The sequence below is a fragment of the Hydrotalea lipotrueae genome (assembly GCF_019249625.1).
GTDB lineage: Bacteria > Bacteroidota > Bacteroidia > Chitinophagales > Chitinophagaceae > Hydrotalea > Hydrotalea flava.
In genome coordinates, this window is record NZ_JAESDL010000013.1 from 78,022 (window position 1) to 104,622 (window position 26,601).

22 protein-coding genes and 1 tRNA gene are annotated in these 26,601 nt (G+C 37.3%); 11 read left to right on the top strand and 12 right to left on the bottom strand.

Features of this window, described 5'->3' with window-relative positions; genetic code table 11:
* Positions 1-292 precede the first annotated feature (292 nt).
* Together asnS and JK139_RS09215 are read left to right on the top strand one after the other, a co-directional pair.
* Entirely contained in the window at positions 293-1,741 is a 1,449-nt protein-coding gene (gene asnS / locus JK139_RS09210; RefSeq protein ID WP_074419903.1) for an asparagine--tRNA ligase, read from the top strand.
* Between the two features lie 123 nt (positions 1,742-1,864).
* Positions 1,865-1,940: transfer RNA gene (locus tag JK139_RS09215), tRNA-Phe, on the top strand.
* 94 nt (positions 1,941-2,034) lie between these two features.
* On the opposite strand, the gene JK139_RS09220 is transcribed toward JK139_RS09215, so the two are convergent.
* Together JK139_RS09220 and JK139_RS09225 are read right to left on the bottom strand one after the other, a co-directional pair.
* On the bottom strand, positions 2,035-3,840 hold the full coding sequence (locus JK139_RS09220; RefSeq protein ID WP_218331139.1) for a hypothetical protein: 1,806 nt from the start codon (positions 3,838-3,840) through the stop codon (positions 2,035-2,037).
* Positions 3,841-3,971: 131 nt separating this feature from the next.
* A complete protein-coding gene (locus tag JK139_RS09225) occupies positions 3,972-4,346 on the bottom strand; it encodes an acyl-CoA thioesterase (protein WP_218331140.1) in 375 nt (124 codons plus the stop codon).
* Between the two features lie 101 nt (positions 4,347-4,447).
* On the opposite strand from JK139_RS09225, the gene JK139_RS09230 reads away from it, so the two are divergent.
* The gene (locus tag JK139_RS09230; protein WP_081301269.1) at positions 4,448-4,924 is read left to right on the top strand and encodes a 6-pyruvoyl trahydropterin synthase family protein; all 477 of its coding nucleotides are present in this window, start codon (positions 4,448-4,450) and stop codon (positions 4,922-4,924) included.
* Positions 4,925-4,987: 63 nt separating this feature from the next.
* Here the strand turns inward: JK139_RS09230 and ggpS are convergent, their stop codons facing one another.
* The 8 genes from ggpS to JK139_RS09270 form a co-directional block, all read right to left on the bottom strand.
* Positions 4,988-7,216: a glucosylglycerol-phosphate synthase gene (gene ggpS / locus JK139_RS09235; protein ID WP_074419889.1), complete on the bottom strand. Its 2,229-nt coding sequence runs from the start codon at positions 7,214-7,216 to the stop codon at positions 4,988-4,990.
* 18 nt (positions 7,217-7,234) lie between these two features.
* A complete protein-coding gene (locus JK139_RS09240) occupies positions 7,235-8,224 on the bottom strand; it encodes an NAD(P)H-dependent glycerol-3-phosphate dehydrogenase (RefSeq protein ID WP_075051658.1) in 990 nt (329 codons plus the stop codon).
* Positions 8,225-8,376: 152 nt separating this feature from the next.
* Complete coding sequence (locus tag JK139_RS09245; protein ID WP_074419891.1) at positions 8,377-9,690, bottom strand: gluconate:H+ symporter; 1,314 nt, start codon at positions 9,688-9,690, stop codon at positions 8,377-8,379.
* A gap of 23 nt (positions 9,691-9,713) precedes the next feature.
* Positions 9,714-10,697 carry a glycosyltransferase gene (locus JK139_RS09250; RefSeq protein ID WP_075051657.1) on the bottom strand — a complete coding sequence of 328 codons (984 nt, stop codon included), beginning with the start codon at positions 10,695-10,697 and terminating at the stop codon, positions 9,714-9,716.
* Positions 10,698-10,854: 157 nt separating this feature from the next.
* The gene (locus JK139_RS09255; protein WP_074419893.1) at positions 10,855-11,580 is read right to left on the bottom strand and encodes a sulfite exporter TauE/SafE family protein; all 726 of its coding nucleotides are present in this window, start codon (positions 11,578-11,580) and stop codon (positions 10,855-10,857) included.
* 75 nt (positions 11,581-11,655) lie between these two features.
* Complete coding sequence (locus tag JK139_RS09260) at positions 11,656-13,035, bottom strand: HAD-IB family phosphatase (protein ID WP_074419894.1); 1,380 nt, start codon at positions 13,033-13,035, stop codon at positions 11,656-11,658.
* Positions 13,036-13,210: 175 nt separating this feature from the next.
* Entirely contained in the window at positions 13,211-14,293 is a 1,083-nt protein-coding gene (locus JK139_RS09265) for a mannose-1-phosphate guanylyltransferase (protein ID WP_074419895.1), read from the bottom strand.
* Positions 14,294-14,311: 18 nt separating this feature from the next.
* On the bottom strand, positions 14,312-15,274 hold the full coding sequence (locus JK139_RS09270) for a KpsF/GutQ family sugar-phosphate isomerase (protein WP_074419896.1): 963 nt from the start codon (positions 15,272-15,274) through the stop codon (positions 14,312-14,314).
* Positions 15,275-15,464: 190 nt separating this feature from the next.
* On the opposite strand from JK139_RS09270, the gene recQ reads away from it, so the two are divergent.
* Positions 15,465-17,765, top strand: coding sequence for a DNA helicase RecQ (gene recQ / locus JK139_RS09275; RefSeq protein WP_081301270.1), 2,301 nt, complete (start codon positions 15,465-15,467; stop codon positions 17,763-17,765).
* Positions 17,766-18,157: 392 nt separating this feature from the next.
* On the opposite strand, the gene JK139_RS15640 is transcribed toward recQ, so the two are convergent.
* Positions 18,158-18,583, bottom strand: a complete 426-nt coding sequence (locus JK139_RS15640; protein ID WP_074421211.1) for a DUF3089 domain-containing protein — start codon at positions 18,581-18,583, stop codon at positions 18,158-18,160.
* Complete coding sequence (locus JK139_RS15645; protein ID WP_074419898.1) at positions 18,543-19,142, bottom strand: DUF3089 domain-containing protein; 600 nt, start codon at positions 19,140-19,142, stop codon at positions 18,543-18,545. The genes JK139_RS15640 and JK139_RS15645 overlap by 41 nt, the downstream gene beginning before the upstream one ends.
* Positions 19,143-19,407: 265 nt before the next feature.
* Here JK139_RS15645 and JK139_RS09290 point away from each other — a divergent pair, with 265 nt between their 5' ends.
* From JK139_RS09290 to JK139_RS09320, 7 genes are all read left to right on the top strand, one after another.
* Positions 19,408-20,667: a chromate transporter gene (locus tag JK139_RS09290; RefSeq protein WP_074419899.1), complete on the top strand. Its 1,260-nt coding sequence runs from the start codon at positions 19,408-19,410 to the stop codon at positions 20,665-20,667.
* 168 nt (positions 20,668-20,835) lie between these two features.
* On the top strand, positions 20,836-22,755 hold the full coding sequence (locus tag JK139_RS09295) for a beta-N-acetylhexosaminidase (protein WP_218331141.1): 1,920 nt from the start codon (positions 20,836-20,838) through the stop codon (positions 22,753-22,755).
* 104 nt (positions 22,756-22,859) lie between these two features.
* Entirely contained in the window at positions 22,860-23,186 is a 327-nt protein-coding gene (locus JK139_RS09300) for a type I restriction enzyme endonuclease domain-containing protein (protein ID WP_287101022.1), read from the top strand.
* An 87-nt stretch (positions 23,187-23,273) separates the two neighbouring features.
* Positions 23,274-23,972, top strand: coding sequence for an SIMPL domain-containing protein (locus JK139_RS09305; RefSeq protein WP_218331143.1), 699 nt, complete (start codon positions 23,274-23,276; stop codon positions 23,970-23,972).
* 476 nt (positions 23,973-24,448) lie between these two features.
* Positions 24,449-24,883: a PepSY-like domain-containing protein gene (locus JK139_RS09310; protein ID WP_081301338.1), complete on the top strand. Its 435-nt coding sequence runs from the start codon at positions 24,449-24,451 to the stop codon at positions 24,881-24,883.
* A 130-nt stretch (positions 24,884-25,013) separates the two neighbouring features.
* Positions 25,014-25,397 carry a RidA family protein gene (locus tag JK139_RS09315; RefSeq protein WP_074420533.1) on the top strand — a complete coding sequence of 128 codons (384 nt, stop codon included), beginning with the start codon at positions 25,014-25,016 and terminating at the stop codon, positions 25,395-25,397.
* Between the two features lie 93 nt (positions 25,398-25,490).
* A complete protein-coding gene (locus JK139_RS09320) occupies positions 25,491-26,339 on the top strand; it encodes a 3-keto-disaccharide hydrolase (protein ID WP_218331144.1) in 849 nt (282 codons plus the stop codon).
* Positions 26,340-26,601 lie beyond the last annotated feature (262 nt).

Genomic DNA, 26,601 nt, shown 5'->3' on the forward strand with positions numbered 1-26,601 from the left:
ATAATGCAATTGAGACTTGAAAATGATTGGTATTTGCGGAAAAGAGGTAAACTGATATGTCTGCGGGATTGGCGTTCGTGTCAAACCAGTTTGTTTCCGCTGCAATGTTACTGTAAAATGTTCAAAATAAAGAAATATTTCTTTGAAACAGGTATAAAAATAGTGAATTATCATAAAAAGCAGGCCGGATTTTGTTTGAAATTGCAGGTGTAAAGCCATTTTCATTGCCATGAATGGCTGTATCTTTGCAGCCCTGTATTTTTCCGTATACGAATCATTTAAAAGCAGCCAAATGTTGAATCAACGCATTAAAATTAAGGCCTTATTGCAACAAGTGCCAATTGGTACCGAAGTAACTGTAATGGGTTGGGTACGTACTTTTAGAAATAACCAGTTTATTGCCTTAAATGATGGCAGTACCAATAATAATCTTCAGGTTGTTGTAAATCTTGGCATGTTGCCCGAACAAACTTTAAAACGCATTACTACCGGGGCATCTTTAAAAGTACAGGGTACTATTGCAGCCAGTGTTGGTAAAGGCCAGTCTATCGAACTTCCGGCTTCCTCAATTGAGATATTGGGTGATAGCGATCCGGAAAAATACCCGCTTCAACCCAAAAAACATAGTCTGGAGTTTTTGAGAGAAATTGCACACCTGCGTTTTAGAACCAATACTTTTGGTGCTGTTTTCAGAATCAGACATTCACTTGCTTTTGCCGTACACCAGTTTTTTAATGAAAGAGGATTTCTTTATTTACATACTCCCATTATTACCGCCAGCGATGCAGAAGGCGCCGGTGAAATGTTTCGCGTAACCACACTGTCCTTTGACGGCACACCCAGAAATGAAGATGGATCTGTTAACTTTAAAGAAGACTTTTTTGGAAAATCTACCAATTTAACAGTAAGTGGGCAATTAGAAGGCGAGCTGGGTGCCATGGCGTTTAGTGAAATATATACATTCGGTCCCACCTTCAGAGCCGAAAACTCAAATACCACCCGCCATTTGGCTGAGTTTTGGATGATTGAGCCGGAAATGGCTTTTTATGATTTAGAAGACAATATGAACCTAGCCGAATCATTTATTCAATACCTGATTCGTTACGTAATGGGGCACAATAGTGATGATTTGCAGTTTTTAGACCAGCGCCTGGCAGAAGAAGAAAAACAAAAACCTGCCAATGAAAGAAGTGAACTGGGGTTATTGGACAAATTGAATTTTGTTGTGAATAACCAGTTTGAAAGAATTACCTATACAGAAGCCATTCAAATATTATTAGACAGCCCCGCCTATAAGAAAAAGAAATTTAAATATGAAGTAAGCTGGGGGATAGATATGCAAAGCGAACATGAACGGTATTTGGTAGAAAAACATTTTAAGAAACCGGTGATTGTTACTGGGTACCCCGCCGCCATTAAAGCTTTTTATATGCGGATGAATGATGGATGCGAACCGGGTAAGGAAACCGTTGCCGCCATGGATATTTTAGCACCTGGTATTGGTGAAATTGTTGGCGGTTCACAAAGAGAGGAGCGTTTGGAAGTTTTGCAAAAAAGAATGGAATCGATGCATATACCTGTTGAAGAAATGAGCTGGTATTTAGATACTCGCCGCTTTGGAACGGTGCCACATGCCGGCTTTGGTTTGGGTTTTGAAAGAATGGTACAATTTGTAACAGGAATGACGAATATTCGTGATGTAATTCCTTTTGCACGTACCCCAAAAAATTGCTCTTTTTAAATAAATATGTTGCTTGCAGGTAGAATGTTTTGCTGCAAAAATAAAATTTAGAATAATTTTTAGGGAATCTTGTAATAAAATAATTGTACTTCCCTATATTTGCTGCCCCGTAAGGGCAAGGATGGTGCGGTAGCTCAGTCGGTAGAGCAAAGGACTGAAAATCCTTGTGTCGGCGGTTCGATCCCGCCCCACACCACCAAAAAAGCTTCGAACGAATACTTCGAAGCTTTTTTTATGTGTATTCAGATATCTTCATCGTGCAAATTTTCATAATGAAAATGCAAGAGGGATTTTTACATACAAAGTATTTTCATCGTAGCAATAGCCTGTATCTCTTTTTGCGCTGTAAGCAATGCGGTTTTAAAATTTGTATCCGTGATAAGGCCGGTATTTGTCAAATTAAAATAATAATCAATACCTTCATGCAAATTGTTGATATAGCTTGTAAAATATTTGGTTCTGTTTGTACTGTTTAACTGCCCATCTTCTTCCAATTGTTCCTTTAAATAAGCAATGTATAAATGTAATTCTGCAATAAAAACATGCGGCCTGTTGTTATTGGCTAATATATTGGTTCTGCCATAAATGTGGTCTACCATATTTTGCAGTGATACTATTTTTGAAAAATGAGCAATATTTGGTCCCGGGCAAATATTAATTGCTTCATAATTTTTAACAAAACTAATATTGTACACAGCGGCTGCTGCATTACTTAATCCCACACATAAACATTCTTTGTCTAACACCTCTTTTAACCGATGCTCATATTCATGATAAGGTAATTTCAGCGATTGTAATTGTGCAATTTTTAATTGCTGATATTTAATAGAAGCAGTACAAACAGGTTCTTCCGTAAACTCTGTATTAAATGCCAAATGTTTTTCAGTACAAGGGCTGCCGGGTTTTCCACGGCTGATTCTGTCATTTTTTTCTTTATCGGCAGTGGTACCCCGTAAATAGTGAAACCGAACACCTAAGGGAGAATTTTTGCTTAATACCACATCCTCTTTTCCTGCAGCACACAATAAATGCAGAGTGTCTTCATCAACCGTTGTAGCTTCGGGAACCAATAAAAATGGTGTTCCCCATCCAATACTGTCTACCTGAAAGAACTGTTGTAAAAAATTTGCTTCTTCAGCAGTGCCAATGCCACCCTGAATAGTAATTTTAATAGGTGGAGGATGGTTGGCAATATGCCTTTTTTTTGCAAGATTGCTTTGATAATATAATTCAAAAAGCGTATGGGTTAATTCCTCTTTTTTTGTTTTGAAGGTTTCTAAAATGGGGCCCATTAAATATCCATCTGTGGCAAAAGCATGGCCGCCGCAGTTTAGGCCGGATTCTATTCTAAACTCGCTCACCCAAATTCCTTTTTTGGCTAAATATTTTCCCTGAATCAATGCAGAACGATAATCGCTTACTTTAATCGCTATTTTCTTTTTGAAATTTCCTTCCTCATCTGCTGCAAATTGTGGGCATTTTTCTAAATAGTTATACACTCGTGGATTCATTCCTGCAGAAAAAATAATGGTTGAATTGCTCAGGTCGCTATTGGCATAACCCCTCAATGCGGCTACCGCATCTGAGCCATCTTCTAATAATGTACCATTTTTATCATAATTGTTTTTATCGGCCTTGGTCATTATGTTTACATCAATACTGCCGGCTGTAATTTGTTGACGCAGTAGTAGTGCTGAGTTTATTTTTTCATCCGTATCATCCGTCTGCATCAATAATTTGTACACTTGTTTCCATTTATTGTTATCGGGCAACAATTCAAAGTATTTTACAATATCTGATCCGGTTTCAAATGCTGCCTCTTTTACTTTTTCAATTTGCTGTTGTACAATTTTATTGACCAGATTTAAATAATCTGTAATTCTTTTGGCCCGATAATCTTGTTCTGTTGCAGGTATTGGGAAAAATTTTTCCTGAACGGAATGATAATAATACCGCCGCATCATTTCAATTAAATTATCTTCTACAATAGAAATAGCAGAAGCAATACCAAATCTGGCTACTTTAATGGGCGAATCAATTGTATAAGCCAGGCCCATTACCGGAATATGAAAGGAGTGGGGAGCAGTATGTTGCATCATGATTAATGAGTTAAAAGAGTTTAAGTATAGCGGTTTATTTTATTGTGTGGGGGAGTTGGCCATATAATGCTTTCTCTTTTCTGCTGCATGATAAGCTTCTTTTTCTTTTTTTGTTTGAATCAACAATTTGTTTACCGACGTTTTTTTGCAATATGATCTAATGCTACAAAACAAAAATATGCTTCGCTAATTAAATAGGGCTGGCCTTCTAAAACTGAACAGGCATAGGCTTTTACAAATACTTCCATTGATGTGTTGAATGTTCGTGTAATGGTTGCATGAATGCTAATGATATTACCAACTTGCACAGTGTTTTTAAAATCGGCTTTATAAACAGCAGCAGTAACACAAATGGTACCAGTATGTGTTTGCGCACAAATTGCACCCACAATATCCATCCATTTTAATAAGCGGCTGCCTTGCAATATTCCCATCGGATTGGTATCATTGGGACAAACAATTTCAGTTTTTGTTGTTGCAGATATTTTAGGACTTTTTGCTTTCACGGCTCAAAAAGAAAGTATTTCTTTTTGAAATAAAATGATTACTGTCATGTTTTAAACAAAAGCATCAAAATAGTTTTGTTGCCCTGCTTTAATAAGCAATATTGAAAGCATCAATTAACAAAACGGAAGTAATGATACAGGTAACCAAGATTTTTAAATTTGAAATGGCACATGCCATTTATGGATATGATGGCCCTTGTAAAAATATACATGGACATTCTTATGTACTTCATGTTTCTGTTACGCTTAAAAATGCTACAGATGAATATTTACTTGCTCCAGGATTTGTGATTGATTTTAAAATGTTAAAAAAAATTGTAAATGAAGCCATTGTTCAGCAATTAGATCATAGCGTGGTAGTGTCTAAGGCATTTATACAGGCGCATCCACAGTTAGCAGATTTAAGTAATGTTCGTATTTGGGAAATGGAACCCTCGGCTGAAAATATAATATCGTATATTCAGAAACAATTACAATTATTATTGCCCGATGCCATTCAACTTCAAAAGCTGCAATTATTTGAAACGGCCGATTCCTATGCGGAATGGATCAATACTAAAAGCCGGTTTCATGAATGATGAAGCCGGCTTTCAACATAGTAATATTATTCAATTTTTTAATTTTTAGAACAGTACTGTTTTTTAATTCAACAAGTTATCTAAAAAATCTTTAGCCCAAAAATCAATATCATAATAGGCAACCTGTTCATATAAACGTTGTAAGCGCATTTGTGCATCACCCTCGCTCATCAACAATGCCTGCACTAACCCTTCTTTTAATGAGCGGGCATCATATGGGTTGGTTAATACGGCATAAGGCAACTCAACTGCGGCGCCTGCAAATTCAGATAATATAAGCACCCCTTTAGCATTGGGTAATTGTCCTTGCACAGCCACATATTCTTTGGCAACCAAATTCAAACCATCGCGTAAAGGGGTAATCCAAGCAATATCGGCAGCTGCATAATAAGATATGATTTCTTCGAAAGGAAAAGAACGAAAGAACAAGCGAATGGGTACCCATTGCATGTTGGCATACTTACCATTAATTCTGCCAACAGCATGCTCCAGATCATGTTGTGTTTTTTCATAAATTTTCATGCCCTGTGCCGGTGGTGTACAAATATTTACCAATTCAACTTTGCCATGAAATTCAGGATAATCATGTAAAAACTGTTCAAAAGCCATTACTTTTTCAAGCGGGCCTTTTACATAATCGAGCCTCTCTACACTAATAATCATTTTTTTATTGGTAAATAGGTTTTTAATTTCTTTAATTTTTTTAAGGGTTGATGCCTGTTGCATTAATGATTGAATGTATTGCACATTTATACCTACCGGATTAGCACCTAATTTTACTTTGCGCTGTGCAGTATCAATCATTGTAGTCATTTGTTGTACACCCAGCGCAGTGCTATAAGTTAAATAGCGTGGTGCACAATTCGTTTTTTCAACCTCAGTTACCGGAAAAAGGCTTTTGGCAACGTCAACAAAATTTTCAACATAACGTGGAATATGAAAGCCAATGTAATCGCATTGCAATAAACTGCCAATTATTTCGCCGCGCCAGGGAAGAATATTAAAAGTATCGGCTGAGGGAAATGCAGTGTGATGAAAGAATGCGATGGTAACATCGGGCCTTAGTTCGCGTAAGAAGCCCGGCACCAACCACAAATTATAATCATGAATCCAAACAATGGCATTATGGTCGGCTTGTTCTGCGGCTTTTTCGGCAAATAGTTTATTGATGTTTACGTAATGATCCCAATGGTGGTGATTAAATTTTGCTTTATCAATAAATGAAAATATAGTAGGCCAAAATGCCTCTTTCGAAAACGATTTATAAAATATTTCTATTTCTTTTTTGGTGATGCCAATTCTAGACGCCATTAAGTTGGGGTACTTCTCTTTGTCAATATACAAATTGCGGAGTGGTTCACTTTTTTTTGATACTTCTTCCCATGCTATCCAAACTCCGGAGCGACCGTTGGCAAAAAATCCCTGAAGTGTTGGTAGAATGCCATTGGGGCTTTTGGGTGCAACCTGTTGCTTTTGACCGTTTACTTCAATAGTTTCGTAGGGGAAACGGTGATACAACATCAATATTTGCGGAATATCGCTGCTTTCTTTATGAATGATGATTTCATCTAATTCGGTAATGTGTTCAGACAAGTTTTCAAATTGTTCAATGGCTTCTAAAATGCCACCGGCGCCTGCAGCCTTTGCCTGATATACTTTTTGCAATGGTTGTGTTGCTTTTATCAGAGCTTCTTCAGCATTTCCTACTACTACGCCTTTAAATCCGCATTGGTACATAGCCAAATCGTTTAACGTGTCGCCAGCCACTAAAACCTTATCTGTATTTTCATTTAAGTATTGAATTAATTTGGTAAGTGTAGAGCCTTTATTCACTCCTTTTGGTAAAATATCTAAGTATTTTCCTGCAGAGTGAATAACGTCACAGCCCAATCCACTTGCTTTATCCGCAAACACAGCTATTTCCGATTCGTTATTGAGGAAGAACGAGCAACGCCTTTGCTGTGGCACTTCCTGGTATTGTAGTGTAGCAATATCTTTCAGCTGTTCTAAAATTTTTAATTCGCCTGGCCAGTTTTGTTCAATTTCGTTTTGAATAGATTCAACAGATTCTAACGTATAGCCATTTACGATGGTGGCACCTACGTCGCAAATAATAAAATCGGGGTTTGGAATAATAGGGTCATTTAATAAAGGTATTACTGTTTCTAAGCCACGGCCTGTAACAAAAACGAGTTTGAAGTTTGCGTTTTTTCTGATAAGCCGGTATAACTTTTGTTTGTCAATACTTTTACCCCCTAAAAAAGTTCCATCAAGATCAGTTGCTAATAACATAATTAATTCGTTTTAACTTTATTGAAGTTGCTGTGCTAATAATTTTATTTCGTGGTAGGGATTGGCGTGTAAATGCAAAATGCGATAAACACTGTTAATAACCGGTACATGCAAGCCCAAGGGCTGAATGAATGGATGCAATTCTTTTGAAGCATAATAACCTTCTGCTACCATTTCCATAATCTGCAAGGCTTTTCTAACCTGAATGCCCCGACCTACCAATTTGCCGAGTGTTCTGTTTCTGCTAAAATCAGAATAGGCTGTCGTTAATAAATCCCCAAAATAAACAGAATCAAAATAGCCTCTTTCTTTAGGAGCGATGGTATTAACAATGTGTTGTACTTCACGCATGGCATTACTGGTTAATACTGCTCTGAAGTTATCGCCATATTGCAGGCTGTCTGCTATGCCATTGGCAATTGCAATAATGTTTTTTAAGATGGCTACATATTCTACTCCTTTTGGATCAGTGTTTGCAATAGTTTTAATATAAGGTAACTGTAAACAGTTTCGTAGTTTGCTAACTTTTATTTCGTCATCACCTGCAATAGTAATGTAGGTGTATTTGTGTAATGCAATTTCTTCTGCATGGCAGGGGCCACTTAATACCATGCAATTATTTTTTAATTGCAGGTTTTCATGAATATACATGCTCGGTATTTGCCCCGAGCCGGGTACAAATCCCTTAATAGAAACAACCACCTGAGCGGTTTGTAACCATTCGGGCTTTAATGATTGAACTGTAGTTTGAACATAAGCAGCGGGAACAGCAAAAATTACCCAGTCAGCACCACTCATGGCATCTTTAGCCTGAGTAGTAGGATGAATAAAATGAAGGTCTAAATCAGCCTGACTGAGGTAACGCGGGTTTCTTCCATTTGCAAGAATATAATCTGCCTGTTTTTTTGTACGAACAAGCCATGAAACAGAATTGCCACTCTCAGCAAAAATTTTTACCAGTGCTGTTGCCCAACTGCCGCTTCCAATAACGGCAATTTTTTCCGGCATCACTCAATAAATTAATAAAATAATGTATAAGATATTTGTAAAGTTAGCTTTTTTGAGTTAAAATGTATATTAGAATTACATTAGAGAACCGTAATACTGACAGACTGCAAACCTATATTAGCTGGTTGTGCAGAAGGAGCAGATGTAATAACTTAAACAAATACATTCAATAATAATACACCCGCTAATCCCAAAACAGATACAATACTTTCCATTAAAGACCATGATCTAAAAGTATCTTTCATGCTAACGTTAAAGTATTCTTTAAACATCCAGAAACCGGGATCATTTACATGCGAAAAGAAGAGGCTGCCTGAACCAATTGATAAAACCATTAAATTGGTATTTACACCCTGCGCAGTAAGATAGGGTAAAAGTATTCCGGCAGTTGTTAAACCCGCTACTGTAGAAGAGCCTACGCATACCCGAATTAGCGCAGCAATCAACCATCCCAATACCAATGGAGGAATGGCAGTACCTTCTAAAATATGAGCAATTTGGTTACTGACACCACTTTGTGTTAATATTTCTTTCAATGAACCGGCCCCGCCAATAATTAACAAAATCATCACCACATCTTTCACAGCTTCGCCATAACGGTTCATGGTAACTGAAATAGTTTCCTGTTCAGGCCCTTTTAAAAAAAAAGTGGCTGCTGCTAATGCAATGAGCAATGCTATGGATGGATTGCCCATAAAGCCTGATACTTGATATAGAAAACTTTCGGTATTACCCAATGATTGAATGCCGGTAGCCAAACCAATGAATAGCACAGGAATTAATGGCACAAAAAAACTAATGAATACACCCGGCAGTTTTCCCGTTTCAATTAATTGAATTTGAAAAGCCGATAAGGGTGTCGAGGCAATATTTTTTAACGAGGATGAAAACACAGGTCCTGCAATAATAACAGTAGGAATAGCAATGATGAGGCCATACAACAATGTAATACCCATGTTGGCATGAAATAATGCAACCAACGCAGAAGGGGATGGATGTGGTGGTAAAAAGCCGTGTGTTACCGATAGTGCTGCCAATAAAGGCAAGCCGGTTGCCACTGCCGGCAATTGATAACGATAGGTTACTGAAAAAATTAAGGGTACCATCAACACAAAGCCTACACCGTAAAACAGTGGAATGCCCACTACAAAACCCGTAAGGGTTAAAGCCCATGCAATATATTTTTTACCAAAAGCATGCACCAATGATTGTGCTATTTGCTGTGCAGCACCACTGGCTGCTACCTGTTTACCCAACATGGCACCTAATGCAATGATAATAACGAGTGAACCCAGCATATCGCCCATGCCCTTTTCTATCGATGTCATAATTGAAGCGGGTGGCAGGTGTAAAGCCAGCCCTGCAAATATGCAAACCACAATAAAAGCCAAAAAGGCATTTACTTTAGCCCATGTAATCAGTAATATGAGCAATACAATGGCAATGAATACAATGACAAGCAACATATTGATGAATTAGCAATGAATAATTAATTCCATGGTAAAAATTTTTCTTTTTGAATGGTTAATAACTGTGGAGGTTGGCTGTTTAATTTTTCACCATTCATTACTCTTGCATATTTTTCTAAGTAGGCTTCCGTCATTTTTTCTGCATTAAACATATCTTTGGCATATTCATGACAACGGATACGGCTATAACTTTCACTGGTTTCAATAGCTTTGGATAATTCCACTGCACTACTACTTAAAAAACCTACATCCGGTTGGATAATTTCCGGTAAAGAACCATACGGTGTACCAAATACAGGGCAGCCAAAGTACAAGCTTTCTGTTAATGCAATGCCAAACGGCTCGTGCCAGCGAACGGGAAATACCAAACCTTTGGATTGGTTTAATAAACGATTTTTTTCCTCGCCACCTACCATTCCGTAAAAATGAATACGCGGACTGGTGGTGAAACGAAAACCCATTCTAAAATTTAATCGGTTGCCACCCAAAACCATTAATTCTTCTTTTTTGGTTAACAAAATGGAATGAATGGCCCCTTTTACATTCTTTACCCGCCATGCAGCATCGCCTAAAAAATGAAACTGTTTTCTTTGATTATTTAAATCAGGCTTTCCATAATCATCCCAATCCATACCATTGTAAACAAAAGACTTGGAACCAAAACGTGCCGCATGATTTTTTGAAACAAATACGGTATTGATATCCAGCAATGTTGCATCATTTACATTGCCTTGCATATTAAATATGTATGGTTTTGTTATTTCTTCTCTTGGCATTAGATTAAAGTGTACAACATCAGCACTCTCAGGAATTTGTTTATTAATGGGCTTTTCAGGATTTAAAACAATAATATCTGCAAAAGATGAGGTAGAACCGGCCGGCACCAGAAAGGTTACTTTGTTACCCTTGGCCGCTAAAGTTTTGCCGAGATACCAAATTGCTCTTTCTGTTCCGCCATATTTTAGAACAGGAATTTTAGTGTTGTGTACAATTACAATATGCATATTGAGAAAGTTGAAAGATTTAAAAGTAATGATAAAAATATTGCCAGGTAAAAAAGGTGCTCAGAAAATAAAATAGATTTTGGCATCAAACAAAAAGTTCATTGTTTAAATGCATAAATACTATATGCCGGTTGTTGGAGAAAATTGAAACAAAAATTTATTGAATCAGCTTATATAATGTAAAGATGCCGGTTAATAAAATTAAAATAAGCACAATTTTTTTAAATTGTTTTTCTGAAACATGGTTTAAAATTTTCTTGCCAATATACGTGCCAATAATGCTAACTACTAACAGAATTGGAATTAAATACAAATCATGATTATGAACAAAACCATTGTGCCAGTATACCAAACTTCTGGAAACATCAATGCCCAAATCAATAATGGCAGAAGTAGCAATAAACACATCTGTTTGTAAATTAAAAGCACTAAGTACCAATGCCCTGATGGCTCCGCCGGTACCTACCAATCCGGCAACAAATCCTGAAACAGTACCGCCTGCAATAACATTGAGCAGCGAGGGATATGTTTGTATGTTTTTAAAAAACAGAAACAACAAACTAATTACAATTAAAAAAACGGATAATGCAATTTCTAAAAATTGAGTGGCAATAAATTGTGTGAGCCAGGCACCTACAATAACAAAGAGTACAGCCGGTATGCCCAAATAAATTATTAGCATTGTATCAATTCCTTTTCTGAAAAAAGCAATTTTAGAAATATTACTGGATACATGAAACAAAGCTGTAATGCCTAATACGGATTGAAAATCTAAAAAATAAGCAGCAATTGGAACAAAAAATAAAGAAGAGCCAAAACCACCCACTGTACCGGCTATTTCAGCCAGGAATGCTAAAAAAATAAATAGATATAAATGCTCCAAAGCGAATGTTATTGATGACTGCTATTTTGTATAGTTTACTGTAAAGCTGATACATTAACTGAATATTCAACCGCATTATTTTGCTACTTTTAAAATTTCTGCAAATCCGGGTTCACTAATCATAATGTCGGCATGGTGGTTTACCAATTCATCTTTTGAGCAAAAGGCAATACCCATTCCCGCCTCTTTAATCATACACATATCATTTAAGCTATTGCCAACAGCAATGGTGTTTTCTCTTTTAATTTTATGCTTGTCTAATATGGCCAACATTGCGTTTGTTTTACAAACCGCATGCCTGCAAAGGCTGTTTTTTCTGCTATACCAGAAAGAAGGTATTTTTACTTCGCCGGTGCAAAGGCTTTTCGAAAATTCTAATTCATTACCTAATGAAAAATGCATGCCTAATTTATTTTTAAAATGATTGGTAATGCAATCATAGCTGTATGAAACAAACCCAATCAAATAGCCTCTGCGTTTAAGTTCGTCGATAACTGCTGCTGCATCTTCTACAATCGGAATATCATCAGCTATTTGAATAAGTTCTCCGAATGATTTTCCCTTCAATAAAGTAGTTATTCTTTTTGTAATTGCAACAGGATCTGTTTCGGTTGACCGAATATCCATTATTTCTTTTTTTAAAGCATATTTTTCCGAAAAAGCATCAATAAATCTGCCTTTTAACAGAATATTATCCATGTCGAACAGAATCAGTTTTTTTGTTTCGGGCAAGCATTCTGTTAATGCAAATTCCATCTGAGAGCGAATTTCATTCATTACAGACAGCTCTTCTAAATTATAATGAGCATTTTTTGAACGGGCAGCTTTTAAAATAATGGTTTGTGCTACTTCTTTACTCATTTTGCCCAATGCATGCCATGGTTTAATTTTATTTTCTATATAACCAATTTCAACTTCTTTCATGCGTACATGCATAAGGTGCATATCTATCAAAATGCCAATATCTACGCCATAATCATCTCTAAAATCAATTTGTTCAAATAATGCTTTTTTGCCTGCAATCATACCGCTTAGAGGCTGACTGAAGCGCATCAGTTCAGGAAAAAATATACTCAATAATGGTTTGGCTACCAGTTCTGTTACTCTTCCTGCATTTCTATTAAAAGATGATTTCACAAAATCAACCTCATAATCAACAATGGGTTGTACCAGCAGTGGTATGGTAAAATGTGGATAAGGATCAATATCGCCGTCTAAAAACAGCACAATGTTATTTTGTGCACATAAAACGCCATCTTTCATTGAGGCACCTTTACCCAATTTTGTGCTGGTAATCACTTTTGCACCGGCGTTTTTGGCTAAAGAAACGGTATTGTCTGTTGATTTATCATCTACAACAATTACTTCACTAACCAGGGTATCAGCTTGGGCAAAACGTATAACAGAAACAATGTTTTCTGCTTCATTTAAAGTGGGTATAATTACAGTAACCATAAGTTAATTTTAAGGGTGGTATAGGCGTGCCGGATGTTGGATTTAGGGTGTAGAAGTTTGGAAAGTTAATTATTAAAAATTAATTAATCGTGTTAAATAGATATTAAATATAGCAAATAGACATAAAAAACCTTCGGAGTTGCTACCGAAGGTTTTTTTAAAGATAGTAAGGTTGTTATAAATATTTATCGCCTTTGTTGCGTTTTATTTCGGCAACATATTCTTTAATGGCTTGTTCTTTGTCTTTTTTGCAAATGAGTAACACATCGGGTGTATCTACAATTATACAATCATCAATGCCCTGCACCACTACTAATTTATCCTGTTCGGCACTAATCATACATTTGGTTGCATCAATCACAATTACGTTTTCGCTTACCACGGCATTGCCCAAATAATCTTTATCTAAATTTTCGTAGGCACTGTTCCAGGTGCCTAAATCGCTCCAGCCAAATGCTGCGGGTAATACATAAACATTATCGGCCTTTTCCATAATGGCAAAATCGATAGATATATTGGTGCAAAGCGGATAAATGCGATGAATGGCATTTCTTTCTTCCGGTGTGTTTAAATGGTTTTTTTCACTATCAAATAATTCAAACATTTCCGGCTGGTATTTTTCAAATGTTTGTAAAACGGTAGATACCTTCCAAACAAAAATGCCTGCATTCCATAAAAAATCGCCACTACTTAAAAATGTTTTCGCCAATTCTAAATTGGGTTTTTCGGTAAATGTTTTTACTTTAAAAATGCCCGATTTTATTTCGTGTGCATCGTGTTGAATGTAGCCATAACCGGTATTAGGGTATGTTGGCTTAATGCCCAGTGTGAGTAATGCGGGTTGTTCAGAAACAAATTTTAGGGCTTTCAAGGCAATTTTCTGAAATGTATCGCTATCTAAAATCATATGGTCGCTGGGTGCTACAATTAAGGCTGCATCAGGATTTTCTTGCTGCAGTTTAAAAGCTATGTAGGCAATACAGGGTGCGGTATTTTTTCTGCTGGGCTCGGCAATAATATTGTCAACATTAATTTGTGGCAGTTGCGTACTTACAATGTGGGTGTACTCTTGCGAGGTAACAATAAAAATATTTTCAGCAGGAATAAATGAAGCAAAGCGTTCATACGTCCATTGAATGAGTGTTTTACCTGTATTTAAAATATCTAAAAACTGTTTAGGATAAGCAGTTCTGCTTTTGGGCCAGAAACGGCTGCCAATTCCGCCGGCCATAATGGCTACATAATAATTTTTATTCACGTTAAATCATTTGCTTTTTTAAATAATGCCTTCTCTCACTAAATCGTGCAGATGAATAATGCCTAAATAGGTATTGTTTTCTGCAACAATGAGTTGGCTAATATCGTATTTTTTTAATACTTCCAATGCTTCTACTGCCAGCGTATCTGCAGCAATGGTTTTGGGTTGTGGGGTTAAAATATCTGCAGCATTAATGTTTTCGAGCGTACTGCTTTTATTCAACATTCTGCGTAAATCGCCATCCGTTATAATTCCAATAATGGTATTGTTTTTTTGTACTACGGCAGTAGCACCCAGCCTTTTTTGTGTAATTTCTACAATTACTTCTTTTAAGCTTGCGTTGGGCAGTACTTTGGGCTGCGGGTTATGTACATACACATCTGCCACTTTCAGGTACAATCGTTTACCCAAATTGCCGCCGGGATGGTATTTGGCAAAATCTTTCCCGTCAAAACCATTTAAAGTCATTAGTGCAACGGCCAAAGCATCGCCCATTACCATTTGAGCAGTGGTACTGCTGGTGGGTGCCAGATTATTGGGACAAGCTTCTTTTTCAACACTGCATGGAACAATGAATTGCGCCTCTTTTGCCAAAAAACTATCTGTTGCACCTACTAATGCAATAACCGGGTTGCCGAAATTTTTTATGAAAGGTACCAGTACTTTAATTTCAGGGCTTTCACCACTCTTGCTTACAATCATTACCATATCATCTCGCTGTACCATGCCCAAATCGCCATGTATGGCATCGGCGGCATGCATAAAAAGAGCGGGTGTGCCGGTTGAGTTTAAAGTGGCCACAATTTTTTGGGCTACAATTGCGCTTTTGCCAATGCCAGTAACCACAATCCGGCCTTTTGATTGGTAAATGGCCTGCACTGTGGCTTCAAACTGTTCATCTACAAAACCTGACAGCCGCTGAATAGCAGCGGCTTCAATTGCAATGGTTTCTTTGGCTTTTTGAATAATATGCTGGTTCATGCCCCGCAAAGGTAAACTTTAACAACAAACTCTTGCGTTTACAGTGTTGCTTTGTTAACTTCGCCCACCTTTTTAAAAACAGGCGCTTTTTTCTCACTGCAAAAAAATAAAATCTGCTTGATACAGAAAAAAGTTGTACTTTAAGAATGCACTTTGCACAAAAAATTAAAAGGATAAATCTTTTCCATACATGGCAACGACAAAGAAAAAAAATGAGGCTACTGCTACTGCCAAAAAACCAGCAAAATCCAAATCTTCATCATCTGTTAAAAGTAAAACGGATAAAAAATCTGTGCTTCTTACCGATTTGCAAGCGGCGCTTCAAAATCATTTTGGATTTTCGGAATTTAAAGGGAAGCAATTAGATGCCATACAAAGTATTTTAAGTGGGCAGGATACATTTGTAATTATGCCTACCGGTGGCGGAAAAAGTTTATGTTACCAATTACCCGCACTAATGCAGGAAGGATGTGCCATTGTGGTATCGCCTTTAATTGCTTTGATGAAAAATCAGGTAGATCTGGTGCGCGGTTACAGCGAAAAAGATGATGTGGCGCATTTCTTAAATTCATCGCTCAATAAAGGACAAATAAAAGCAGTAAAAGAAGATTTGCTGGCCGGCAAAACCAAATTATTGTATGTAGCGCCTGAAACATTAACCAAACAGGAAAATCTCGATTTTTTTTCCGATTTAAAAATCTCATTTTTTGCAGTAGATGAAGCTCACTGTATTTCAGAATGGGGGCACGATTTCAGGCCGGAATACAGGCGGTTAAGAGAAATGATGGATATAATTAATCCTGATATTCCTGTTATTGCACTCACTGCAACTGCAACGCCTAAAGTACAAAGTGATATTGTAAAAAATTTATCATTACATGAACCCAACATATTCATATCTTCTTTTAATAGGGCCAATTTGTATTATGAAGTAGTGCCCAAACTCAGCAAAGAACAAACCATTAAAAGCATTGTAAAATTTATTAGCGGCCACAAGGGTAAAAGCGGCATTATTTACACCCTTAACCGCAAAACAACAGAAGAACTGGCCGATCTGCTGGTGGCCAATAATATAAAAGCAGTGGCGTATCATGCCGGGTTAGACCAAAAATTAAGGGCCGAGCGGCAGGATAAATTTTTAAATGAAGATGTGCAGGTAATTGTTGCTACCATTGCATTTGGAATGGGTATTGATAAACCCGATATCCGGTTTGTAATACATTATAATATTCCCAAATCAATTGAAAATTATTATCAGGAAACCGGACGTGCAGGACGCGATGGGATGGAAGGGTTATGCCTGCTTTATTATTCGCATAAAGATGTGTCTAAATTAGAACATTTAATGCGCGATAAACCCCTGAGCGAAAGAGAAGTGGGCGCACAGCTTATTAATGAAACCGTTGCTTATGTAGAAAGCAGTGTGTGTAGAAGAAAAATTTTATTGCATTATTTTGGTGAAGACTGGCCCGATGAAAATTGCCAGAATTGCGATAACTGCAAACATCCAAAAGAAAAAATAGAAGCCAAAGAAAATGTTGTAAAGTTATTAAAAGTCGTGAAGGCTTTAGATGAGCGTTTTGTTACCGACTATGTTGTGAATGTGGTAATGGGTAAATTAACGCCGCAAATTGCCATGTTCCGCCACGAAAACCTAACAGAATTTGGTATTGGTAAAGAGCAGGATAGTCATTACTGGAATAGCCTTATTCGGCAAGCCTTGTTAGAAAATTTAATTAGAAAAGATATTGAAGAATATGGTTTGTTGAAACTGACCGAAAAGGGTTTGCAATTCTTAAAAAAACCGGTATCCTTCAAAATTGTGCTGAATCATTTATTTGAAGAAGGTACAGATGATGATGATGACAATGAAAATGCTTCACAAACAGGTGCTGCTGCCGATGATGTGTTGTTTGAAATATTGAAAGACCTGCGTCAGAAAGAGGCCAAAAAGAAAGGATTGCCTCCCTTTGTTATATTCCTCGAAAACTCTTTGCAGGATATGGCCACATTGTATCCTACTACACTGGAGGAATTGGAGAAATGCCAGGGTGTTAGCAAAGGAAAAGCGTTGAAATACGGCAAACCCTTTGTTGAGCTGATTGCAAAATATGTAGAAGAAAACGATATTGTTAAGCCCGATGATTTTGTGATGAAGAGTGTGGCCAATAAAAACAATAATAAAATTTACATTATACAAAATGTTGATAAAAAAATTTCATTAGAAACCATTGCAAAAAATAAAAATCTGCAATTGCATGAGTTGTTAGAAGAAATGGAAACCATTGCAGCCAGTGGCACCAAATTAAATTTAGACTATGCTATTGATGAATGGTTAGATGAATATGAGCAGGAAGAAATTTTGGATTATTTTAAGGGCTGTGAAACAGCTTCATTGCAAGTAGCACAGCAGGAGTTGAGTGAAAATGGTTTTAGCTGGGAGCAACTCAAAATTATGCGCATTAAATTTTTGAATGTTTACGGCATGTAATTTTAAAAACATACAAATATGGTTAATGTAGCTGCTTTTTTTTCACTTTACATTCTTCCATTCAAATAACACAGATAACAGAGCTTCTGATCTGCTGCTTGTTTTCGGCTTTGTTTTGAGTATTGTTACGCCTCATAACTTTATAGGCATCATCAATTTTAGTGTGGTATAAAAAATCATTCTTTTGGGTGAAAGCCTACGTGTAATCTTATTGAAGGCCTAATTTTTTTGTATTCCATTAAACTTAACATTCTTTTTTCCATCTATCAGGCAACAAATTTTTTAAAAGGGTTGTCTAATAGTTTGCAAGCACTGCATCAACAAAAATTATTTATACTTTTTTTCAATTGGGGGTATGTATCAATAAGATGGCCTTGTTTTTTAACAGGGCCTTATTTTTGTTCTGATAGAAATGCAGCTTTTCGCAACGCAACATTTTCCCGAACATTTACATAAAAGAAATTAAAATCGGCAATATGGTAGTTTTTAGTGTGTAACAAAAAGCTGCCAAAAAAACGGGGTTGCTGCATCCATAAAATATTTTTTTCTACAATGGCATTTACCACATGTGGTATTACCTTATTGAAGTTTTTTAGAACAGCCCCTTCATTGACAAAACGATTGGTATCAGGTTCGTCAGCCTTCCAGGTAAGCGGATTGGTAACAATGGCTTTAAACGGTTCTCTGGTTACATAAACAGGTGTATAGCCTTCTTTAAAGCTACGCCAACTGCAAATACAACCTGTTTGTTGCGGAGTTGCACAGGCATTCAGTGCTTTAAATTGATGTTGGGCAACCAACCGGCATTCCCACCACATAAGCTACTACCAATTGTTGTTGCAGGAATTTACCATCAAAAAATTCTTTTAATAACCGAATGGCATGAGTAGAACCCTGACTATGCGATGCAATAATAATAGGCCTTCCATGGTTCCAGTGTTGTAAATAATATTCAAAAGCAGCTTTTACATCGCTATATGCTTCCTGAAAAGCTGCCATGGCGTGCAAGCTGTCTGCGCTGTTTTTGGGAAAGTATGCACTTAAATGAGCCTGCCTGTAACGGGGTGCAAAAATTCTACCCGCAGCGTTAAAAATGCTGGCCTGGTAAAGTATGGTGCTGTAATCTGTTTTGGCATTCAGTTTGGTATGGTTAATGGGGGCATTCCATCCAAAGCTTCTCTCTTTTTCTGTATAAGTGGTAGGATGAATAAAAAACACATCAGCGGTTGAGTCGGGCTGAAAACCATTACTTAGCGGCCGTGGTACACTATCGGCCGGATCTTTTTTGTAAGGATGGGCAGCCCAATCGTTTAAATTGGCATAATCAGGAATAGCATTTGTACTGTATGGTGGTACATGCGGGTAATTTTTTGCCATTTTGTAATAAGGCCGGTTACATGCAAACAACAATGTAAGGAAACCGATTATCAGATAACGCATGTTTTATTTTTGAAATAAAATTAAGCAATTCATTTGTTAAACATGCTTTTGAAATTTTTGTAATTGGTGGGATATCATGCCTTGCATATATCTATCCAATTTTGTATAGGAAAGGGAGGTATATTACCTGTTCTGATAATCTGATAAAGAGTGCATAAATTTGCTTAATTTAAGCCCTCAATTAACACCCCTAATACAACACATGTTTTTATTACGACACCTGTCTTTTTTAAGAACAGTATTTTTTTATAGTATTACTGCATTTGGTGGTCCGCAGGGGCATTATGCCATGATGCTGAAAACCTTTGTTCAAAAAAGGAAAGATGTTACCGAACATGAATTATTAGATTTATTGAGTTTCTGTAACATGTTGCCGGGTGCTTCTTCTACACAAACCATTACTTTAATTGGGTACAAACGCGGTGGTATTCCATTGGCTATAATTACTTTGCTGGTTTGGATTGCGCCCGCCAGTTTTTTAATGGGCGCCTTATCATTTCTGCTCAATTATCTGGATGGGATGGGTATTAATATTGCCTTGTTTAAATTTATACGCCCAATGGCAATTGGTTTTGTGGCTTTTTCTGCGGTTAGAATGTACCATGTTGCCATTCACAATACCATTACCCGGGTAATTATGGTAGTTGCTGCCATTGCAACATTTGTAGCATTTAAAACACCCTGGATTTTTCCTTCGTTAATTGTATTGGGTGGCATTGTAACCAATTTCAGTGATAGAAGAATTCCACAGAAAGGTGAGCCTCCCAAACAAACCAAATGGGGTAATTTGTTGATATTTTTATTAATTTTTGCAATTGCCGGTTATTTGTCAGAAACGGCTACACGGCAAAACTGGCAATACAGAAAAGCCTTTAACCTGTTTGAAAATACTTACAGAAATGGCAGTCTGGTTTTTGGCGGAGGCGATGTGTTGATACCCATGATGTATGAGCAATATGTTACCCGCCCCGAATCGAAACAAGTATTGGAAAAAAGAAGAGATGTTTTAAAAATGAACCGGGATGAATTTTTAACCGGTTCTGGTATTGTACGTGCCATTCCCGGCCCGGTATTTTCTATTGGTGCATTTGTGGGAGGTATGGTTTTAAAAAGTGAACACGATCCTGCTCTTCAGGTGGTAGGTTGTGCTTTGGGTGCAATTGGCCTTTTTGTGCCCAGTGCATTGCTGGTACTTTTTTTCTTTCCGGTATGGCATAACCTGAAAAAATATGCGGTTATTTATCGTTCGTTAGAGGGTATTAACGCCTCGGTAGTAGGTATTATAGCAGGTGCTACTTTTTACTTAATTAAAGATATTTTGTTTGTGGAATTATGGAACCTGCAAATGAATGGATTTTTAGATATTGGTGTAGTTATTGCAACATTTTTTATTTTATATTACACCAAAATTCCGCCGCCTGTTATTGTGGTGATTTGTTTGTTATTGGGCTGGATGCTCTGAAAGCATAAAAATTCAACATTGATTTTTATCAAATAATCTCCTTTCTACCAGTCATTTTCATGCATGAAATTGCAGACATCTTTTTATTTTGATAAATTGTGCAATACTTTGCAGGTACGCATTATAAAACAATATTCATTTTAATTATTCCCATCAAAACTTGCCTTCATGAAAAAAATGCTTGTTTCCATTACATTATGGTGTTTTGCATCAATTGCCATTGCCCAACATCATGAAAGTACAAAAGGAATCAATATTATTCCCATTCCTGTTTCAGTGCAGGAAGGTATGGGCAGCTTTACTTTATTGCCCACTGCTACCATTGGTTACACCCCCACTGCTGCCGTTAAAGAAATTGCCCAACAAATGCAACAAAAAATTGCCCGTGCTACCGGATTTTCTTTGGCAAAAAGCAAAGGCCTTTCAAATGCAACCATTCAATTACAAATATTGACTAAACGCGATACTGTTTTGGGTAATGAAGGGTATCGTTTACAGGTTACCCCTACCGCAGTAATCATCAAAGCAAACGAACCCGCCGGTTTATTTTATGGGGTACAATCTTTATGGCAGTTGTTGCCTGCTGCTATTGAAAGTAAAACAGTTGTGAACAAAATGAACTGGAAAATTCCGGAGGTAGCAATTCTTGATTATCCGCGTTTTGTATGGCGTGGTTTAATGTTTGATGTAGCCCGGCATTTTTTTACCAAACAACAGGTAGAAAATTATATTGATGAAATGGCAAAATACAAATTTAATATTTTGCACTTACACCTAACTGATGATGAGGGCTGGCGCATAGAAATAAAAGGATTGCCTCGTTTAACCGAAGTAGGCGCATGGAATGTAAAAAAGGTAGGTTATTTTGGCACATTTACTCCTCCCAAACCTGATGATCCCAGAAATTACGGCGGTTTTTATACCCAGGATGATATTAAAGAGATGGTAGCTTATGCGCAGAAAAAATTTGTAAATATTTTGCCTGAAATAGATGTACCCGGGCATAGCTTGTCGGCCATTGTTTCTTATCCCGATTTATCTTGCACGCCAGGTGCCGATACGTACCATGTTCGCTCAGGCGAGGAAATTATGGATTGGTCGCATGGAGCCCCTCCTATTGCACTGATTGATAATACACTTTGCCCTGCCAATCCTAAAGTATATACTTTTTTAGATACGGTTTTTACACAAGTGGCCAAACTTTTCCCTTTTCCTTATATACATGTTGGGGGCGATGAGTGCCCTAAAAACTTTTGGGAAATAAGCCCTGCCATTCATCAACTGATGCAGAAAGAAGGGTTAAAAACCATGGAAGAAGTGCAAAGCTATTTTGAAAAAAGAATTGAAAAAATTGTTGAATCGAAAGGGAAGAAATTTATGGGTTGGGATGAAATTTTGGAAGGTGGATTGGCACCCAACGCTGTAGTAATGAGCTGGCGTGGCATGAAGGGTGGCATTGAAGCCGCTAAAATGAAACATCAGGTAGTTATGAGCCCAACCACTTTTGCCTATTTGGATTATATGCAGGGCGATTCAATTATTGAGCCAAGAGTGTATGCTACTTTGCGTTTAAATAAAGCGTATTCATTTGAGCCTGTTCCCGATAGTGTAGACAGTAAATATATTTTAGGTGGTCAGGCCAATTTATGGACAGAGCAGGTGTACAACACCCGGCATTTGCAATACATGACCTGGCCCAGAGCTTTTGCAGTATCTGAAACAGTATGGTCGCCAAAAGCCAATAAAAACTGGCTCGATTTTGTAAACAGGGTAGAACACCAGTTTAAAAGATTGGATATTGAACAGGTAAAATATGCACCCAGTATGTATGATCCCATCTTCACTGCCACTAAAAATGCAGAAGGTGGTTTGCAAATTGAATTGGCAACCGAAGTGCCCAACCTGCAAATACATTATAGTTTTGATAATTCATTCCCAGATCAGTTTTATCCTGTTTATTCCACCCCATTAACGCCACCTGAAGATGCGGTGATGTTAAAAATAATTACTTACCGTGGTAATAAAGTAATGGGAAGAATAATAACCATGCCCATCAAAGAGTTAAAAAAACGGGCGGGTATTCAATAAAATTTCTGCAACACCAAACATTTCGTAAACAAAAAGCGCCGTTTAACTTTTAAAAGAAAACGGCGCTTTTTTATAAATACAGGGATAATAAGGAGAAAGGATTAATAAAAGTTGCTGATAAGGGGGCAGAAGAAATGGGCTTGAGTGAGGACGAAATGGCTTTTTACAATGCGTTAGAAGTAAATGATACAGCCGTTCAGGTTTTAGGTAATGACCAACTCAGAATAATTGTCAGAGAGATTGCAGAGAAAGTAAAAGCCAATGTAACTATTGATTGGACAACAAGGGAAAGTGTAAAGGCAAAGCTGAAAGTAGTGGTGAGGAGAACTTTAAAGAAATGCGGCTATCCTTCGGATAAAGAGCAAAAAGCCATTGATATGGTAATACAACAGGCAGAGGTATTGGCCAATACTTACACCTCCTCCCTGTAACCTTTCTTCCCTTCATACGTTCCACTGATAACATTTGTTGTAAGCAATGTTTGTTTTATGTATTAACTTGTACAAAAATAATATGATATGAAGCGAATATGGATTGTATTGGGATTATTGGTGGTGGGCATATATGCCAAGGCGCAAACCAAAAATTTTATTGACCAGCCTTATGTGGAAGTAAACGGCACGGCCGATAGCTTAGTAACACCCAATGAAATTTTTATCCGGTTTACCATTAATGAAAAAGATACCAAAAACAAAGTATCGTTGGAAGATCAGGAAAAAGCCCTGTTCCAGGCTTTACAACAGTTGGGCATTGACGCAGCCAAAAATTTAACGGTGAATGATATGGCCAGCAATTTTCAATACTATTTTCTCCGCGGAAAAGACGTTGTAAAATCAAGGAATTATTTGTTGAAGGTAACCACTGCCATGGAAGCAGGTAATGTATTTGTAACATTGGAACAATTAGGTATTGCCAATGCAGGTATTGACCATGTGGATCATTCCGGATTGGAATCCATTCGCAATGGCATGCGCACCAAAGCGGTACAAAATGCGCACCAAAGGGCTATTGCATTAACGGCACCATTGCACCAAAGCCCTGGCCCCGCCATTTATATTGGTGATGAAGAACGCTATGTGCAACCCTATGACAATCGGGCTCCCCGCATGATGCTGGCCAATGTAATGGAAAAAACTACCGATTCACAGCCCGAAATAAGCTTTGAAAAAATAAAAGTTTCGGCCAATATCATGGTTCGTTTTGTGCTAAACAAATAAAGGAGTATTTCGGTTACTGATTTTTATAAAAAGGTATTAGCTATTATACATATTACATAAATATTTATTGTTTATATTTGGGGATATAAAGAAGGCAGGAACCACCAAGCCCATACCATAGGATTGGTTTGTATCGAGCTTCACTGACTGGCTACCAGTTTAAATACAGTATCTATGCAATTGCTGCAATTGGCCGGGCCTAGTGCTTCAGGTTGGTTATTCAGTGCAGTTAATCTTGGTTTACCCTCTTATGCCGGTACAGGTTTTGTCAAACTATTTATTTGGTATTGTACAGCCGGTTTTTCAGGAACCAGAATAAACCTGCGGTGAACCCATGATGTAGCTTTAAATGATATTTTACCAAATTTTTTGTTAAAGCACTCCTAGTTTACATTGAATGAACAGGGTAAAGTACTTTTCTTCAAATTCTCATCAGATTGTCAAAATAGTTTTACACTTCAACAAAATAAAACAGTATGAAAATGTATTTATTCTCAACAGCACTACTAGGGTTAACCGTAATCAGTTGTTCGGCACAGGATTTAAAAAAATCTGAAGTGCCTCAGCAGGTACAAAATGCTTGTGCCCAAAAGTTTCCTGAATCAAGTCATGCAAAAATTGCATGGGAAAAAGAAAAAGGCAATTATGAAGCTAATTGGGGTGGTCGCTCCGGCGAAGACAACTCGGCGCTGTTTTCTCCGGCCGGTATGTTTATTGAAATTGTAAAAGCCATACCGGTAAGTCAGTTGCCCGCTGGCGTTGCTCAGTATGTACAGGCACATGAACATGGTGCAAAGATTAAAGAAGCAGGTTTGGTTACCGATGCTAAGGGTATGGTAACTTATGAAGCAGAGATAAAGGGTAAGGATTTAATTTTTGATAAAGCAGGAAAATTTATTAAAGTTGATTAAAGGTTTGTATGCATATCTGAATGATGTTAAGCCGCCTGTATTTAATATAAACAGGCGGTTTTATTTGGTAGAAAAGGTTAAATTCGATACTACTAAAATACATATTTTTTATATTTAATAATTAGTGATCATGCATAAAAAATTAATCAGTTCCGGCTCGCGATATGAAGCACAAATGAGCTATTCCAGAGCCGTAGTAGCGCCGCCGTTTATATTTGTATCAGGCACTACCGGTTTTAATTATCGTACCATGGACATTGCCGATGATATTGTTGCACAAACTGAACAAACATTTTTGAATATTGAACAGGCACTGCAACAGGCCGGCGCTACATTACAAAATGTAGTTCAGGTAAGGTATATTTTACCCAATGCCCAATTGTTTACATTGTGCCAACCAGTGTTACAAAAATATTTTGGTAAGGTAAAACCGGCGGCTACTATGTTGCAAGCCGGATTATTAGATGAACGGATGCTTATAGAAATTGAAGTAGTGGCGGCCATTCCTGTATAATGTGAAGCAATGACAGAAATAACCGTTTCAGCTTAATTTAAATAAAACCCTTTTAGAATTGTAGTAACTTACCCGCTTATTTAAAACGATTGTATGAAATTTGTTCAACTTTTTTTTGTTGCAATTGCCTTGTTATTAACGAGTGTTTTTATTGCGTGGATACCACATAACAGTGGATGGCATGTTTTATTTAATGGTAAAAATTTGGATGGATGGGATACTTATATTGCCCCGCCGATTAATTGGGATGGTAAACCTTTAAGCAGTGTGCCCGTTGGCCTGAACCATGACCCGCAACAGGTATTTTCAGTAGTGCCAATGGATGGCGAAAAGGTAATTCGTATATCAGGTCAACAATGGGGTGCTGTTATTACCCAAAAAGAATACAGCAATTTTCATTTGCAATTGAAATTTAAATGGGGGCATTTATTATGGGGCCAGAAACGTGGAAAGAAAATGGATAGTGGTATTTTGTATTTTTCAGTAGGTGCAAATGGTGTGGATGCGGGTGCCTGGATGCGCTCTCAGGAGTTTCAGGTAGAACAGGGTAATTGTGGCGATTACTGGGGTGTGGCCGGCGCTACTGAAAGTATTCCTGCTACTAAAATGAATGACAGTGTGTATGTGTATAATCCGAAAGGGAAAATACTGACATTTAGTGCCAACAGTAAAAATGGCCGGCATTGTGTAAAGCGAAGTGATGCGGAAAATAAAACAGGCGAATGGAATACTCTCGATTTATATTGCCATGGCGATACAAGTGTGCATGTGGTGAACGGAAAGGTAATGATGGTATTATACCATTCTGCACAAGACAACAATGGACAAATGCTACCCCTTTCAAAAGGCAAAATTCAAATACAATCTGAAGGCGCTGAAATATATTATAAAGATATTCGGATTGAACCGATTGCATCATTACCAGAACGACTGTTACAATAATCCTTTTTTCGGCATTTAAATTCTATGGTTTTGGTGTTTACAATACATAATTTTTTTACACCTTTTGTTATGGAAAAGTAATGTGTTGTATCCTGCTGCAGGAACTCCCTTTGTGATAAAAATGGCATTTCTATGTAATGTATTTAACAGTTTATTTCTGCCCGAATCTCCTTATTATAATAAGATAATTCAAGTTTCCTATTTTAAACGATTGCTTTTACTTGAAAAGCTAAAACGAATAGTAATATTTTAAGTAAGAATC